General features: G+C 64.8%; 9 protein-coding genes. 3 read left to right on the top strand and 6 right to left on the bottom strand.

Going from position 1 to position 14,900, the window contains the following annotated elements; genetic code table 11:
• The 5 genes from QZ847_RS16285 to QZ847_RS16265 form a co-directional block, all read right to left on the bottom strand.
• Positions 1-1,187, bottom strand: a 1,187-nt coding sequence (locus QZ847_RS16285; RefSeq protein WP_294358578.1) for a mannitol dehydrogenase family protein, incomplete at its 3' end; no start/stop codon positions are given.
• Between the two features lie 83 nt (positions 1,188-1,270).
• Positions 1,271-2,683 (bottom strand): glucuronate isomerase, encoded by a 1,413-nt coding sequence (gene uxaC / locus QZ847_RS16280; protein ID WP_294358577.1) that lies wholly within the window; start codon positions 2,681-2,683, stop codon positions 1,271-1,273.
• A complete protein-coding gene (gene uxuA, locus QZ847_RS16275) occupies positions 2,680-3,858 on the bottom strand; it encodes a mannonate dehydratase (protein WP_294358574.1) in 1,179 nt (392 codons plus the stop codon). Before uxuA ends, uxaC begins: the two co-directional genes overlap by 4 nt.
• Positions 3,859-3,880: 22 nt before the next feature.
• Positions 3,881-6,526 carry a glycoside hydrolase family 2 TIM barrel-domain containing protein gene (locus QZ847_RS16270; protein WP_294358571.1) on the bottom strand — a complete coding sequence of 882 codons (2,646 nt, stop codon included), beginning with the start codon at positions 6,524-6,526 and terminating at the stop codon, positions 3,881-3,883.
• A 158-nt stretch (positions 6,527-6,684) separates the two neighbouring features.
• Entirely contained in the window at positions 6,685-7,467 is a 783-nt protein-coding gene (locus QZ847_RS16265) for a FadR/GntR family transcriptional regulator (RefSeq protein WP_294358569.1), read from the bottom strand.
• Between the two features lie 73 nt (positions 7,468-7,540).
• On the opposite strand from QZ847_RS16265, the gene QZ847_RS16260 reads away from it, so the two are divergent.
• The gene (locus tag QZ847_RS16260; protein WP_294358566.1) at positions 7,541-8,473 is read left to right on the top strand and encodes a sugar kinase; all 933 of its coding nucleotides are present in this window, start codon (positions 7,541-7,543) and stop codon (positions 8,471-8,473) included.
• On the opposite strand, the gene QZ847_RS16255 is transcribed toward QZ847_RS16260, so the two are convergent.
• Entirely contained in the window at positions 8,470-9,729 is a 1,260-nt protein-coding gene (locus QZ847_RS16255) for an MFS transporter (RefSeq protein WP_294358563.1), read from the bottom strand. The genes QZ847_RS16260 and QZ847_RS16255 overlap by 4 nt on opposite strands.
• A 151-nt stretch (positions 9,730-9,880) precedes the next feature.
• Between QZ847_RS16255 and QZ847_RS16250 the strand changes: the two genes are divergently transcribed.
• Together QZ847_RS16250 and QZ847_RS16245 are read left to right on the top strand one after the other, a co-directional pair.
• Positions 9,881-12,238 carry a TonB-dependent receptor gene (locus QZ847_RS16250; protein ID WP_294358560.1) on the top strand — a complete coding sequence of 786 codons (2,358 nt, stop codon included), beginning with the start codon at positions 9,881-9,883 and terminating at the stop codon, positions 12,236-12,238.
• A gap of 42 nt (positions 12,239-12,280) precedes the next feature.
• Positions 12,281-14,626 (top strand): glycoside hydrolase family 3 N-terminal domain-containing protein, encoded by a 2,346-nt coding sequence (locus QZ847_RS16245; protein ID WP_294358556.1) that lies wholly within the window; start codon positions 12,281-12,283, stop codon positions 14,624-14,626.
• Positions 14,627-14,900 lie beyond the last annotated feature (274 nt).

The raw sequence follows: 14,900 nt of genomic DNA, 5'->3' as shown, positions 1-14,900 counted from the left end.
ACACCGTTGCTTCCTGCATACGCCCATGCTTCGGCGAGCACACCCGCGTTCGGATCATCGACCTTATGCTTGTCGCCGCGCACGAAGGCCACCCAGGCTGCGATCGCGTGGAGGATCGCAAGCGACTGTCGCCCCGCAGCCCGATTATCAGCCAGCGTCGACAGCCAACGCGCGGCGATCTTCTGTGAACCGTCTGCCGCGATCTGCAGCAGGCGATGCGGCAGCGCCGGGTTGCGAAAGCGCGCCAGCAGCAGGTCGGCGTAGCGGTCGAGCTGCTGATCGGGCGTTGCCACGACGCTTGGTGCTGCTTCCTCGCGCATCAGGCGACTGACGATAGGCTCAATCTGCGGATCGGCAATCGCCTGGTGTACGAACGTGTGTCCGCGGGCGAGCCCCAGATAGGCGAGCGCCGAATGCGCGCCGTTCAGCATACGCAGCTTGGCGGTCTCGAAAGGTTCGACGTCGGCGACGAACTGCGCGCCCGCTACCTCCCAGCGTGGCCGATCGCCTGCAAAGCGATCCTCGATCACCCACTGACTGAAGGGCTCGGTAATCACCGCCCCATCGTCGCGCTGCCCGAGCGCGGCCTCGACCGTGGCCAAGTCCGCCGCGGTAGTTGCCGGAACGATGCGGTCGACCATCGTCGATGGACAGGTCCACGCTTGTTCGAACCAACGGCGATGTTGCGGCGAGATCGCATCGAGCCGGGCGCAGAGTCGCTCGTGCAGAACACGGCCGTTATTTGCCAGATTGTCGCAGCTGATCAGCGTGAGCGGCGCCGCACCATCGTCGTGGCGCGCGATAACCGCCGCGCCGAGATAATCGTAGATCGTCGTTGGGACGGCGCCTACCGCGGCGCCTTCGCGCTCGTTGGGCGCATATCCCTTCTCAGTGACGGTCAGCGTCACGATCCGCGTCTCAGGCGCCGTGAGCGCGGCGGCGACGCGTCCGGGTTCGTCGGGAGCGACCACAATGCTGGTCACGGCGCCAATCAGCCGCGTAGTGTCGCCTTCGGCACGCCGCTCGGTCACGGTGTAGAGACCATTCTGCGGTGTCAGTTGGTCGTGCACCTGACGCGAGCGGAGCGACACCCCCGTGACTGCCCAGTCGCGATCGCCCGCCGCCATCGCTGAATCAGTGTAGAGTGCCTGATGCGCGCGATGGAACGCGCCTATGCCTAGGTGCACGATACCTGCGCGCTGCGCGTGCCGATCATAGTCCGGCTGAGCGACGAACGTTGGCAGGCGCGGCGCGGAGACGTCACACAGCCTCACAGGCGATACGCCCGGCTGACCAGTCCGCTCGTCAGTTCCTGCGCGAGATCGGCTGCCTCCCAATCGGCCAGACGGTGCTCTGCAACCAGTTTCGCCAGAAATGCGCAATCGACGCGACGCGCGACATCGTGACGTGCCGGGATCGACAGAAATGCACGCGTGTCGTCGTTGAACCCGACCGTGTTGTAGAAGCCTGCCGTCTCCGTGGTCATCTCCCGGAACCGGCGCATGCCTTCGGGGCTGTCGTGGAACCACCACGCAGGGCCCAGGCGCAGGCAGGGATAATGACCCGCGAGCGGCGCCAATTCACGCGCGTAGACGCTCTCATCAAGCGTGAAGAGGATGATGGTGAGTTCGTCGCTGTTGCCGACAACGTCGAGCATCGGCCTCAATGACCGGACGAACTCGGTGCGCATCGGAATGTCCGCGCCCTTGTCGCGTCCGTGGCTGGCGAACAATCCAGCATTGTGGTTGCGGTAACTGCCGGGATGGATCTGCATCACCATGCCGTCCTCGAGCGACATGCGCGCCATCTCGGTCAGCATCTGCGCGCGGAACAATTCCGCATCGGCAACGCTCCATGTGCCACCGACGATGCGGCCGAACAACGCCTCCGCGTCTGTCATCGACAGGTTGGCCGTGGCGACGGTCGGATGCCCGTGATCGGTCGCGGTCGCCCCGGCCGCGCGGAACGCCGCGCGGCGCGTGCGATGCGCGGCCAAGTATCCGCGCCAGTGATAGACGTCCTCGCCGGTCAGTTCGGCGAAGCGACGCATCGCGTCGCCGAACTGCTCGTGCTCGACATCGATCACGCTGTCCGGGCGATAGGTGGTCACGACGCGACCGTTCCAGCCCGATACACGAATGCGGCCATGCGCATCGAGGTCGTCGTGCGCACCTTCGGTGGTCGCCAGAAAGTCGATGCGGAAACGGTCGAACAATGCGCGAGGCCGGAACGCCTCGCTTGCGAGCTGGTCGCCGATCCGGTCAAAATACCGGTCGGCGGTGGTGCCATCGAGCGTTTCGTCGAAGCCGAACACCTCGTTGAAGACGTGCTCGAGCCACAAACGCGACGGTGTGCCGCGGAACAGATGATAATGCTCGGCGAAGGTGCGCCAAGCGGCGCGGTGGTCGGTAGCGGGATCGCCGTCGCGCCGCGGGATCGCCAACGCGTCGAGCGGCACGCCCTGGCTGTAGAGCATGCGAAAGATATAATGGTCGGGCTGGAGCAGCAGCGCGGTCGCATCTGTCCACGGCCGGTCGTCGGCGAACCAGCGTGGATCGGTGTGGCCGTGCGGACTGATGATCGGCGCGTCGGCGATCGTGGCGTAGAGCGTGCGCGCGATGTCACGCTGGACCGGGTCGCTGGAGAACAGCCGATCGGGGTGAAGCGTGAGTGGCCTGTTCATGCGGCCGCTCCGGTCATCTGTCGGGCATGGATGAGACCGTGCTCGAGACCGCGCAATTCCGCCAACCCCCGCAAGCGGCCGATCAGCGAATAGCCGGGATTGGTGGTCTTCTCGAGATCGTCGGCGAGCTGGTGACCGTGATCCGGACGCATCGGAATCGCGCGCTGCTCACGCGCGCTGAGCGCGACGATCTCGGCGACCACCGCCGCCATCTGTGCGTCGCCACCCAGATGCTCGGCCTCGTGGAATACGCGTTCCGCCTCGTGCGCGACCGCACGCAGGTGGAGAAAGCCGACGCGGCTGCCCAGCCGACGCACCATGCCCGGCAGATCGTTGTCGAGCCGGGCGCCGAACGATCCGGTGCAGAAGCACAGGCCATTGGCCCTGCTAGGCACGCGCGCGAACAGCGCGGCCACGTCCTGCTCGGTGCTGACCACGCGGGGCAGGCCGAAGATCGGAAACGGGGGATCATCCGGGTGCACCACCAACTGCACGCCCGCTTCTTCGGCCGCGGGACAGACCGCTTCAAGGAACGCGACTTGGTTGGCGCGAAGCTGGTCTGCACCCGTGTGTCGATAGGCATCGAGCGCGCGCAGGAATTCGGGCGAGCTGAAACTTTCCTCGCTGCCGGGCAGGCCGGCGATGATCGTCCGTTCGAGGGCGTGTCGCGCCGTTTCGTCCATCACGGCGAAACGTTGCGCAGCGCGTTCCTGTACGTCCGGCGCATAATCGTCCTCGGCGCCCGGGCGTCGAAGAATATGGATGTCATACACCGCCACCGCGTCCCACTCGAACCTAAGCGCGCGCGCGCCGTCGGGCAGTTCCCACGCGAGATCCGTGCGGGTCCAATCGAGCAGCGGCATGAAATTGTACGTCACGGTCGTGATGCCGTTCGCGCCGAGGGCGACGATGCTGCGACGATAAGCGTCGATCAACTGATCCCAGCCGTCACCGCGCGTCTTGATCGCCTCGTGCACGGGCAGACTCTCAACCACCGTCCAGCCAAGTCCCGCCGCCGCAATCATCGCCTTGCGCGACGCGATGTGCTCTGCCTCCCACACGGCGCCGTTCGGCAGGTCGTGTAACGCGGTCACCACTTCGGACGCGCCCGCTTGCCTGATATGCGCGAGCGGCACTGGATCGTTCGGCCCGAACCAACGCATCGTCTGCGTCATGCGGGGCGTCGCGTTCTCACGATCAGCGCGCGCCACGTGCCGCCTCCGCGATCTCGATCGCCGAGACGATCGCCTCGCCCTTGATCGGCACGAAGGCGAGGTCGAGCTTGCCGCCGCGCACCGCGACGACGGCGCTTCGCTCGATTGCTCTCGATGTGCCTCCGGCTTCACGCGCGATATCGAGTGCGGCGACGAACGGTTTGCCGTTCGCCGTGACGCCGAACACGCGTTCGCCCGGTGCAAGTGATGGCTCGACAAAGGTCAGCGTTAGCCGATACCGTCCGTCGCGAAGTGGAACCGAATAGCTGAAACGGCCGTGTCGGTAGGTCGCCGCAATGCCCGGGTCGCGCGCTCCGGCAATCGCGGCGGCAACGGCGGGTTTGCCATAGTCGGCCGGCTTGTTGAGCGTTCCTGCCTCCCCGCCACTGAAGAACGCGTCCGAGCCGAAGCGCCGGGTCGCGGGTGCAGCGACGATCGTCCCCGCGTCGATGCGCACGTTGGCGCGTGCATCGGCGCCGAGCTGCCAGGAGACACGATCCTCAACCAGCGCCGCAGCGAAACGGCCGCGCGCCAGCAATTCATTGGCTCCGGTGTCGAGCGCCACATTCCGCCAGACGCAGATCCTGTCGGGACAGGCTTCACGTGTTCCAAGCGAGCGGCCGTTCAACGTCAACTCGGTCACTGGCGCGTTGCTGTAGACGCGAACGTCGGTGACACCGTAGGCACGATCAGCGTAGCGTCGCCCGTTGATGTGGACCGTCGGTGCCGCGCTCCAATTGGCCTTGTAGAAATAATAGGCGTCCTTGCGGATCGCGCGGTCGTAGGTCACAAGGCCCTTGGTGTTGATGTCTTGCGCATCACCTTCGGCGCGGATCGTGGTGGCGAAATCGAACGAGTTCCACAGCCACGTGCCCCAGAGATAAGGGTGCTCCTTGAGCGTCTTCCACGCTTCTTCGTGGATGTAGCTTTCATATTCCTCGGGCTGGATGCGTCCGCGCGAGTCGATCGGCCCGCCCATTACGTCATCGGTGTGGATCGTCGTCGCGCCGCCCGCGCCATATTCCGTTACGGACAGCGGCTGATCCGGCCGTTTGGCGCGCAATGCGTCCAAGTGCGGCCCGAGATCGGCCGGTTTGCCGAAATACCAGCCGAAATAACGGTTCGCGCCGCCCAGATCGGCGGCCAACGCCGTCGTCGGGATCTCGGTCCCCTGATCGAACAACCGTCCCTCGCAACACGTGGCAAGCGCGGTCGGGCGGCCGGGGTCCTCCGCGTGAGCCAATGCCTGAAGATCGCGCAGCAGCGGCATCGGATCGGGCGATTTGCCGTCGGGGTAGCCGGTCAGGAACGCGGGGAACGAGTTGCCGAAATCCACCTCGTTGGCGATGCCCCAGTTCACAACGGAGGAGTGGTTGCCGTTCTGGTGGATCAGTTCGCGAAGTTGCTGGCGCGCGTTCGCGATCAAGGTAGGCCTCGGCTCGAGCTCGCCCCGCCGCGTCCATGACGAGACGAGCGGGATTTCATCCCACACCAGAAAACCATAACGATCCGCCAGGTCGTGGATCGGCTGGCCATGTTGATAATGCGTGAGACGGATCGCGTTAACGCCCATCTCGCGCATGATCGCCATGTCGGCGGCCACATCCTGTGGCGTGATCGCCCAGCCCTTACCCTCGCGATCCTGATGGTAGCCGACGCCGTGAAGGACGACATGCTCACCGTTCAGGAACAGCCCCCTCGCGGGATCGACGCGGATGGTGCGGATCCCGAACGGCAGCGACACGCGGTCGCAAAGCCTGCCCGACGCGTCCACGACGTCGACAACCAGCGTATAGAGATACGGGTCCTTCGTGCCCTGCCACAGATGCGGCTGCGCGACGTCCAGCACCAGTGCCTGTTGCGTCGGCGTGGATGCGGCGAGCGTGACCCCTTGCTGTGCGGTGGCAGCGACGCGCCCCTGCGCGTCGACCAGCTTCGCAATGACACGAAGCGGCGCGCGCCCGCGGCCGTCGTTGATGATGCGAGCCCGCACGTTCACACGCGCCTTGTCCGCGCTCGCCTCGACGGTGGTCGCGGCCACACCCGAACCGCCGAAATCGGCCATGTCGACGTGAACGGGGTCGGTCGTGATCAGACGAACCGGACGATAGAGCCCGCCGTGTACGAAGAAGTCGCCGGTCAGCGGCAGCACGTCTGCGGTTGCCGCATCCTTGTCGGCAGGTGCGGTGTTGTCGACACGAACAAGCAGCATGTTCTCACGCCCAGGGCGCAGCGCATCGGTGGCATCGAGACGAAAGCGCGAGAAGCCGCCCGCGTGTGTGCCCAGCTTGCGTCCGTTCAGCCACACGTCGGCGATCCGGCTGGCCGCATCGAATTCGAGCCACTGCCGCTTGCCCGGTGCGGATGCAGGTGTGAAGCGAAGGCTGTACCAGCCGACGCCCTGCGTCTTGTTGATCGTCTGCTCGGTGTTGACGTGCGACGCCGGATCAGGCCGGTAGTAGCCGACCCGGTTCCACGTGTGCGGCACCGACACCGGCTGCCAGGTCGCGTCGACATGCGGTGTGGTGACGGGATCGGCCGCGAGCGCCCCCAGGTGGAAACGCCACCCCTGTGCAAGTTCGATCTCACTGCGCGGCTGTCCCGCAGGCGATACTTCCGCTTGGGACACCTGCTGCGCCCATGCCGGCAGTGCCGCAACTGGCGCAAGCGCGCACATTGCTGTCAAAAGGCAGCGCGCCTTGTTGTTCATCGTGCCTCTCCCGTTCTCGACACATGTATAGCGGGAGCATATTGGCCTTACCAGTCAAAATGGCAGAGCGGCGTTGGTTACACGTTCACGGCTGCCCGATAGCGTGCGCGCGTGGACGCGACGGTGCGACGCGCTTCCTCGATCGCCCGCTCCTCGGTGGCGAACAGCAGATGGTCCATCACGGCCGACAGGTGCGCGCGCATGGCCACGCGTGCGGCGCTGGGATCATGATCGCTCAACGCCTCTAAGATCGCCTGATGCTCGGCCACGACCGGTCGAACATTAGCGCGTCGTGCCTTGTCATGAAGCAGGGCACACTCGGGTGACGTGGTGCGAACCCGCCAGAATTCCTCGATCGTCATCTGGATCGCGGCGTTGCGGGTTGCCTTGGCAATGGCACGGTGAAACTCGCGGTCGGCATCCTCGGTCACGTCGGGCAGCAGGTTCTCCTCGCCGATCCGGTCAACCAATTCCTTCAACTCCCTAAGTTCCGCATCGCTGACGTGGATCGCGGCAAGTGCGGCGGCTTCCCCTTCGAACACCATACGCGCTTCGGTCAGCTCGAACGCAGTGATGGCGAATTCGGGCCGATCCTCGCTGTCGCCCGGCAACCGCCTGACGAAGGCGCCCGAGCCGATGCGAACTTCGACAAAGCCCTGCACTTCCAAGGCGATCAACGCTTCACGAACGGCCGGTCTGCTGACGTTGTACTCAACCGACAGTTCACGCTCCGCAGGCAGCCGATCTCCGATCGCGTACCGACCCGACGATAACTGCTCGACAAGAATGTGTGCGAGCCGCTGATAAAGGCGGTCTCCCGTTGCGGCGAACTGATTTGATGCAGTGGCGTGGGCGGGCATGCATTGACTCATTCGTTGACAGCGGACTGACCAATATCACATCCCGCACGCGAAGCGATATGGAGAGCGCGCGATGCTGATCGTTGTGGTGGGCGAAGGAATGCTCGAATTGTCGCTTGGATCGTCAAGCGCGTCAGAGGCGGCGGCGTGGCGCTTGGGCTATGGCGGCGACACGCTTAACACCGCGATCCATCTGGCGCGCGGCGGCGACAGCGTCGCATATTTGACCGCCTTGGGCGCCGACCCGTTCAGCGACACGCTTCGGGGCAACTGGGAGGACGAAGGGTTGGACACGTCGCTGATCCTGACCGATCCCGCTCGCCTGCCGGGCCTGTATGCCATTCGCACCGACAGCGAGGGCGAGCGCACCTTCAGCTATTGGCGCGGCGAGAGTGCGGCCCGGCAGGTGTTCGCACTCCCGGGCACCCAATCCGCGATGGCGCGCGCCCAAGAGGCCGATCTGCTCGTCTTCTCGCTCATCTCGCTGGCGATTCTTCCAGACGAAGGGCGATCAGCGCTGCTGGCGTTGGCCAGACGGATGCGGGACAGGGGCAAGCAGGTCGCATTCGACGGCAATTACAGGCCGAAATTGTGGGCCGATGCGGCAGAAGCACGGTTGTGGCGCGATCAGGCGATTGCCTGCTGCTCGATCGGACTGCCCACGCTGGAGGATGAGATCGCGATACAAGGCACGTTCACCGACGCGGCAGAAATAGCGGCACGATGGCACGGTACGGGTGCCGACACGGTCGTAGTCAAGATGGGCGCGCAAGGTTGTCTGCTGCCCGATAGCGAGGCGCTGCCTCCGCCCCGCCAGCTCCTGCCCGTGGATACCAGCGGCGCAGGCGACGCGTTCAACGCAGGCTATCTGCACGCCCTGCTGCGCGGGGCCGATCAGCGTGCCGCCGGCCTTGCCGGACACCGGCTCGCAGGCTGGGTGGTGTTGCGCGCGGGCGCTGTGCCGCCGCGCGGATCGGACCACGTCTACGCGACACTGCTCGACTAGGCGGCGAGCGGGCGCGAACGTGGACGCAGCAACGTCCACAGCACCGCGGCACCTATGAAGTCGAACACGGCCAGTGCCGCGAACAACGGATTATAGCCGATCGTGTCCGCCAAGGCGCCGATCAGCAACGAGAAGCTCATGCCGCCGATCCACGCCGCCGATCCGGCCATGCCACCAGCGGTTGCCACGATGCGGGGGTCGAACAGGTCGGCCGCGAGCGTCATCAGCGCGCCTGACAGCATCTGGTGCGCGAACCCGCCGATACAGAACAACGCGATCGCGGCGGCCGGAGACACCGTCAGCCCGATACAGGCGGGGCCGACCATCAGCAACGCACCGGTGGTCACCACGATCTTGCGCGAGGTCAGCAGCGACACGTTGAAGTGCCGCATCACCCACGGTGCCATGTAACCACCCAGCAGTGATCCCGCGTCCGCGGCCAGGAACGGCAGCCAGGCGAACGCAGCCACGCTTTTCAGGTCCAATCCCTTTGCTTCGACCAGGTACAGCGGGATGAAGAAACTGAACGTCTGCCAGGCCGGATCGGCGAGAAAACGCGGGATTGCGATACCCCAGAACTCGCGCGTGCGCAGCAGGTCGCGCCAATTAAGCGGACCTTCGCCGCGGCCTTCCAGTTCAACATCACGGCCTTGATCGATATGCACACGCTCGGCTGGGGACAGCCCCGAATAGTCGTCGGGGCTGCGGTAGAAACCATACCAGATACCGGCCCATAGGATTCCTACGGCTCCAGTCACGACGAAGGCGGACTGCCAGCCCCATATCGCGATGCAGGCGACGACGATCGGTGGCGCGATCATCGCACCCAAGGACGAGCCGATGTTGAACCAACCGGTCGCCACGCTCCGTTCGCGCGGCGGGAACCATTCAGCCACCGTCTTCAACCCTGCCGGGATCGCCGCGGCCTCGGTCAGGCCGAGCATGCCGCGGAACAATGCGAGGCTGGGCCATCCGACTGCGAAGGCGTGGCAGCAGTTGGCGACCGACCACCCGACGGCGAACAGCGCGAAGCCGAGCCGCAATCCCATCAGGTCGAGCAAATAGCCAGCGACGGGCTGCATCACGGTGTAAGCCGCCTGGAACGACGCGACCACCCAGCTGTACTGCTGCGTCGTCATGGCAAAATCGCCCTTGAGCGTCGGCGCCGCGACCGAGAGCGACGAACGCGCCAGATAGTTCAAGACCGTGCCGATGGTCACCAATCCGATGATCCACCATCGCGTGCCGATACGCATGCGCCTCTCCTTTTGGTCAGTCCAATAGCGGAAGATGATGAGCTTGTGTCAAGCGGCGACGTGACTAAGCAGTTGACGTCCCAAACCAGCACGGATAACTGGCCTTACCAGATCGCAGCCAATTGCGACTAATTCAGGGGGAGGATTTCCCATGCGTGCGAGTTTCACTCTGCTCACCAGCGTCGCGCTGCTCGCGATCGCTCATCCCGCCTTGGCGCAAGAGGGCGCAATCTCAGCTTCACCGACGCCGCCCGGAAATGGCGCCGCCAGTCCATTGTCGCAGCCGGGCGATCAGCAAGGCTCGAACACGTCAACCAGTGACACGGGTGCTCTCGAAGACATCGTTGTCACGGCGCAGAAGCGGGAGCAGAACCTGCAGGATGTGCCGGTCGCCATCACCGCAATTACCGCCGACACGCTGATCAACCGCAACGTATCAACTATTTCCGACCTGCCGCGGCTGGCACCCAGCCTGACCGTCACGACCGGCGCGCTGCCGACCAACAACTCGATCAACCTGCGTGGTATCGGCACGGTCGCCTTCTCCACGGCGATCGAACCATCGGTCGCGGTAATCGTTGACGATGTGGCACTGCTTCAACAAGCGCAGGCATTCTCAGGATTGAGCGACATCGCGCGCATCGAGGTGCTGCGTGGGCCCCAAGGCACGCTGTTTGGCAAGAACGCGTCCGCTGGCGCACTCAACATCGTGTCGCAGGGTCCCACCGCTAACTTCACGGGTGCGGTGACCGGCACGGCGACCACCGACGATGAATATCGCATCGATGGTGTCATCTCGGGCCCGCTCGCCGATGGCGTCGGCTTCCGGTTGAACGGCTTCTACGGCGATCGCGACGGATTCATCCGCAACGTCTATGATGGGCGTCGTCTCAACAACGACAAGAGCTACGGCGTGCGCGGGCGTCTCGCGATCGATCCGGTCGCCGGGGTGACAATCGACCTGATCGGGGGGCACTCCGTGGCCGAAGCGCGCGGCACCGCGCGGACGTATCGCAGCGTGCCGGCGGGCGCTGCGGTGTACGGCGCACCCGTGCAGCAGCGAATAGGCTCGATCCGGCCCGGACGCGACAATTTCGAGACCACGATCGACGGCCCGCTGTTCAACAAGAGCAAGCAGTCGAACGGCAGCGGACGCGTGACCGTCGACCTCGGTGCCGCGAACTTGGTCTCGATCACCAGTTACCAGGACTGGCGCTTTCGCTTCGCCGAGGATTTCGACTACATCTCGGGACCTGTTCTCGGACTGGCGAACGGCATCGTCGCGCAGAGCGGCTTCCACGCGCGGCAGTTCGCGCAGGAACTGCGCGTCGCCTCGAAGGGCGGCGGTCCGTTCAGCTACGTCTTCGGCCTCTATTATTCCGACGGTAAGACCGATCGCACGTTCGATCGCGGTCCATCGGGTCCGGTCGTCGCGCGCTGGAATTCCAGCAACGGTACGAAGACGTACGCCAGCTTTGCACAGGTCACCTATGATCTGGCATCGACCACGCACATCGACGCCGGCCTCCGCGCGAACCACGAAGATATCTCGGTTCGTTATCTGAACACCAACGTCCCCGCGGCACCGCCAGCCAACAACGCTACCTGCTTGAACGTCTGTCGCGGGAGTGCTGCCGACAGCGTGGTCACCGGAAAGATCGCGATCCGACAGGATCTGGCCGAACGCGTGATGGCTTACGTATCCTATTCGACCGGGTACAAGGGCCAGGGTTACGACATCTCGACCGGCTTCACGCCGGCGCGCGCCGCAGCACCGGTTCGCCCGGAAACGTCGAACGCGTATGAACTCGGTTTGAAGAGCCGCTTCCTCGACAATCGCGTGCAGTTGAACGTCGCCGCTTTCTGGACCGACTTCGATGATTTCCAGGCGCAGTCCGGCGTGCAATTGCCCGATCAGACAATCCAGTTGCAGTTGAACAACGTCGGCAAGGTACGCACGCGCGGTGTCGAGGCCGAGTTCCAGGCGCGTCCGGTCGAAGCGCTGCTGATCGATGGCGGTGTCAGCTACACCGATGCCAAGATCCGTGAGTTCCCGAATGCGCAATGCTTCTTGGGACAGACCGTCGCGCAAGGCTGCCTACCCGTCGCGGGCTCGACGACAGGGTTCCAGGACCTCGCGGGTCAACGCTTGAGCAACGCGCCGAGATGGAAGTTTAACGTGGGTACGACCTACGACATCGCGCTAGAGCAAATGCCGTTCGACGCCTTTGTCCAAGCCGATGTCAGCTACCAGAGCTCGGTCAACTTCTCGCTGCTGAACGATCCTTACTCCATCGAGCGCGGCTACGCGCTGGTGAACGGCAGCGTCGGCATCGACCAGAAGGATCGCGGCGGAGTGCGGGTCGCGCTGTTCGTCAACAACATCTTCAACACGCATTATGCGAGCGCGTTGGGTGGCGTGTCCGGCGGCACCCAGGGGTTGGTCGCGCAGACCTTCTCACGCAACGCACGCCGCTACGCCGGCGTCCGCGCGCGGTTATCCTTCTGACCGAACGCGCACGCGAACAATTGAACAACGAGGTGATCGACGATGCGCAGAACCCGTGTGGCTACATTGGCGCTTACTGCCGTCATCGCGGCCGGTCTTGCTGCATCGTCGATCGCCGCGGAGCGGAACAGTTCGGCGCCGCAGTCCTGGCTTGATGCGCGCATCTCGGCAGAACAACGTGCCGATGCGCTTCTCCGCGCCATGACGCTGGAGGAGAAAGCCGGTCAGGTCTCGCAGCAGTTCATGTTCGGCAAGTACGAGGAGTTCGCTCCCGTCGTGCGCGACGCGAAGGTCGGCTCGCTGCTGTTCGTCACCGACCCTGCGATCATCAACCGGCTGCAGAAGGTGGCAGTCGAGGAGACACGGCTGAAGATTCCATTGATCTTCGGCTACGACGTCATCCACGGTTTCCGCACGATCTTCCCCGTGCCGCTCGCCAACGCGGCGTCGTGGGACCCGGAGGGCATCGAGCGCGCGCAGGCGGTGGCAGCCGCAGAGGCGCGTTCGGCTGGCATCCACTGGGCTTTCTCGCCCATGCTCGACGTCGCGCGCGATCCGCGCTGGGGCCGCATCGTCGAAGGCCCGGGCGAGGATCCGTTCCTCGCCTCCGCGCTCGCCCGCGCGCAGGTCCATGGCTTACAAGGACCCACGATCGGCACGCCCGGCCACATCATTGCCGGACCGAAGCACTTCGCCGGCTATGCCGCCGCAGATGGCGGGCGCGACTACGACGGCGTCTACCTGTCCGATGCGCAACTCTACAACGTGATCCTGCCACCCTTCGCCGCCGCCGTGCAGGCGGGGGCAGGCAACGTCATGAGTGCGTACATGGACCTGAACGACGTTCCCGCAGTCGGCAACAAGTGGCTGCTGACCGACGTGCTGCGCGGTCAAATGGGGTTCGGCGGCTGGGTCGTCTCCGATGCGAACGGCACCAAGAACCAGGTCACACAGCACTTTGCACGCGACGAGGCGGACGCGGCCGTGCGTAGCATCGCGGCCGGCAACGACATGGAGATGTCGTTCGGTCCGGCGGCATCGGCGAACACGCTTGCCGCCTCGGTCCGCGCAGGCAAGTTGCCCCAGGCGACACTCGACCGCGCGGTGCGCCGCATCCTCGTCGCCAAGTTCAAGATGGGCCTGTTCGAGCATCCGTTCGTCGATGAAGCGCAGGCCAGGCGCACGCTCGCCGATCCGGCGCACCGCGATGCAGCCGAGCGCGCTGCCGAACGCTCGTTCGTGCTGCTCAAGAACGAGGGTGCCCTGCCGCTCAGTGCCGGACAGCACCGCCGCGTCGCGGTGATCGGCGCCAGCGCCAATTCGAAGCGAGACATGCTCGGGCCCTGGTCGTTCCAATATGATCTACCCGAGACCGTAACGGTGTTCGAAGGCGTGCGCGACCGGCTCGGCACCGCCGCCACGGTCGAGACCGCACCCGGTGTGCAGTTGAAGCGCAACGTGCCGTCAATGTTCGAAAGCATCACGATACCGGGTCAAGCCAAGCCCGAGCCGCGCTGGGATGCCGCGCGTACCGCGCGCGAGTTCGACATGGCCGTTGCGCTTGCCAGACGATCAGACCTTGTCATCCTGACGCTCGGCGAGGCCGAGGACATGTCGGGCGAGGGCGCCTCGCGCGCTGACCTGAAACTGCCCGGCGACCAGATCAAGCTGTTCGACGCGGTGATGGCGCTCGGCAAGCCGGTGGTCGTCGTGACCATGAGTGGACGACCGCTCGAACTCGGGTCGGTGCTGGAGCGTGCACCGGCGGTGCTGCATGCCTGGTTCGGCGGTACACGCGGCGGAACCGCGATCGCGCGGACGCTGTTCGGCGACGTCAATCCCGGCGGCAAGTTGCCCCTAACCTGGCCGCGCAGCGTCGGGCAGGTCCCGATCTATTACGCGCACAACACCACGCACATGCCCAAGGATCAGGGCAAGCGCTACTGGGACATTCCTTCAACCCCGCAATTCGAGTTCGGCTACGGCCTGAGCTACACGCGCTTCCAAATCGGCACGCCGTCACTAGACACGCCGACGCTACTTCCCGGCGGCAAGGTCACCGTGACGACCAGCGTCACGAACACCGGTGACCGTGTCGGCGATGAGGTGGTGCAACTCTACACCCATCAGCAGGCAGGTCGCGCATCGCGCCCGGTGCGCGAACTCAAGGGTTTTCAGCGCGTAACCCTCAAGCCAGGCGAAACACGCACCGTGTCCTTCACGCTGGACGAGAAGAGCGTGCAATATTGGAACGCCGCGGAGCGCGGCTGGGTAATCGACCCGGGCATGTTCGACCTTTGGGTGGGCTCGAGCTCGAACGCCCAGAGTCATGGGCAATTCACCGTAGCCGGTGCAGCCCGCGCAGGAAGCGGCTTCCGGCCACGCTGACACGTGTTGCAGCAGGTGGCTTGGAATGCTGACGCGCGCGACCTGCTCCACATGCGATCACCTCAACAAACGTCTGCTCTCGATTTCCCGTTGATCTTACGCCCGTGCGTGATTGCAGGCGTTCGCCCTCCTCTTTCCCACCGCCCGGCCTAGGGTCAGGACCCATTGATGTGAGCGTCGCGATCTGATTCAGCCTCCGCAAGGAGACCGGGATGAGCGACCTGTTTTGGCTGACGGATGAGCAGATCGAGCGACTGCGGCCGTTCTTTCCCAA

The organism is uncultured Sphingomonas sp., assembly GCF_913778135.1.
Classification (GTDB): Bacteria; Pseudomonadota; Alphaproteobacteria; order Sphingomonadales; family Sphingomonadaceae; genus Sphingomonas.
This window is presented reverse-complemented; position numbering and strand designations above follow the sequence as displayed.

Coding starts and splice junctions, on each gene's coding strand:
- QZ847_RS16260 (WP_294358566.1), top strand. CDS start 7,541: ATGCTGATCGTTGTGGTGGGCGAAGGAATGCTCGAATTGTCGCTTGGA.
- QZ847_RS16255 (WP_294358563.1), bottom strand. CDS start 9,729: ATGCGTATCGGCACGCGATGGTGGATCATCGGATTGGTGACCATCGGC.
- uxuA (WP_294358574.1), bottom strand. CDS start 3,858: ATGACGCAGACGATGCGTTGGTTCGGGCCGAACGATCCAGTGCCGCTC.
- uxaC (WP_294358577.1), bottom strand. CDS start 2,683: ATGAACAGGCCACTCACGCTTCACCCCGATCGGCTGTTCTCCAGCGAC.
- QZ847_RS16265 (WP_294358569.1), bottom strand. CDS start 7,467: ATGCCCGCCCACGCCACTGCATCAAATCAGTTCGCCGCAACGGGAGAC.
- QZ847_RS16245 (WP_294358556.1), top strand. CDS start 12,281: ATGCGCAGAACCCGTGTGGCTACATTGGCGCTTACTGCCGTCATCGCG.
- QZ847_RS16250 (WP_294358560.1), top strand. CDS start 9,881: ATGCGTGCGAGTTTCACTCTGCTCACCAGCGTCGCGCTGCTCGCGATC.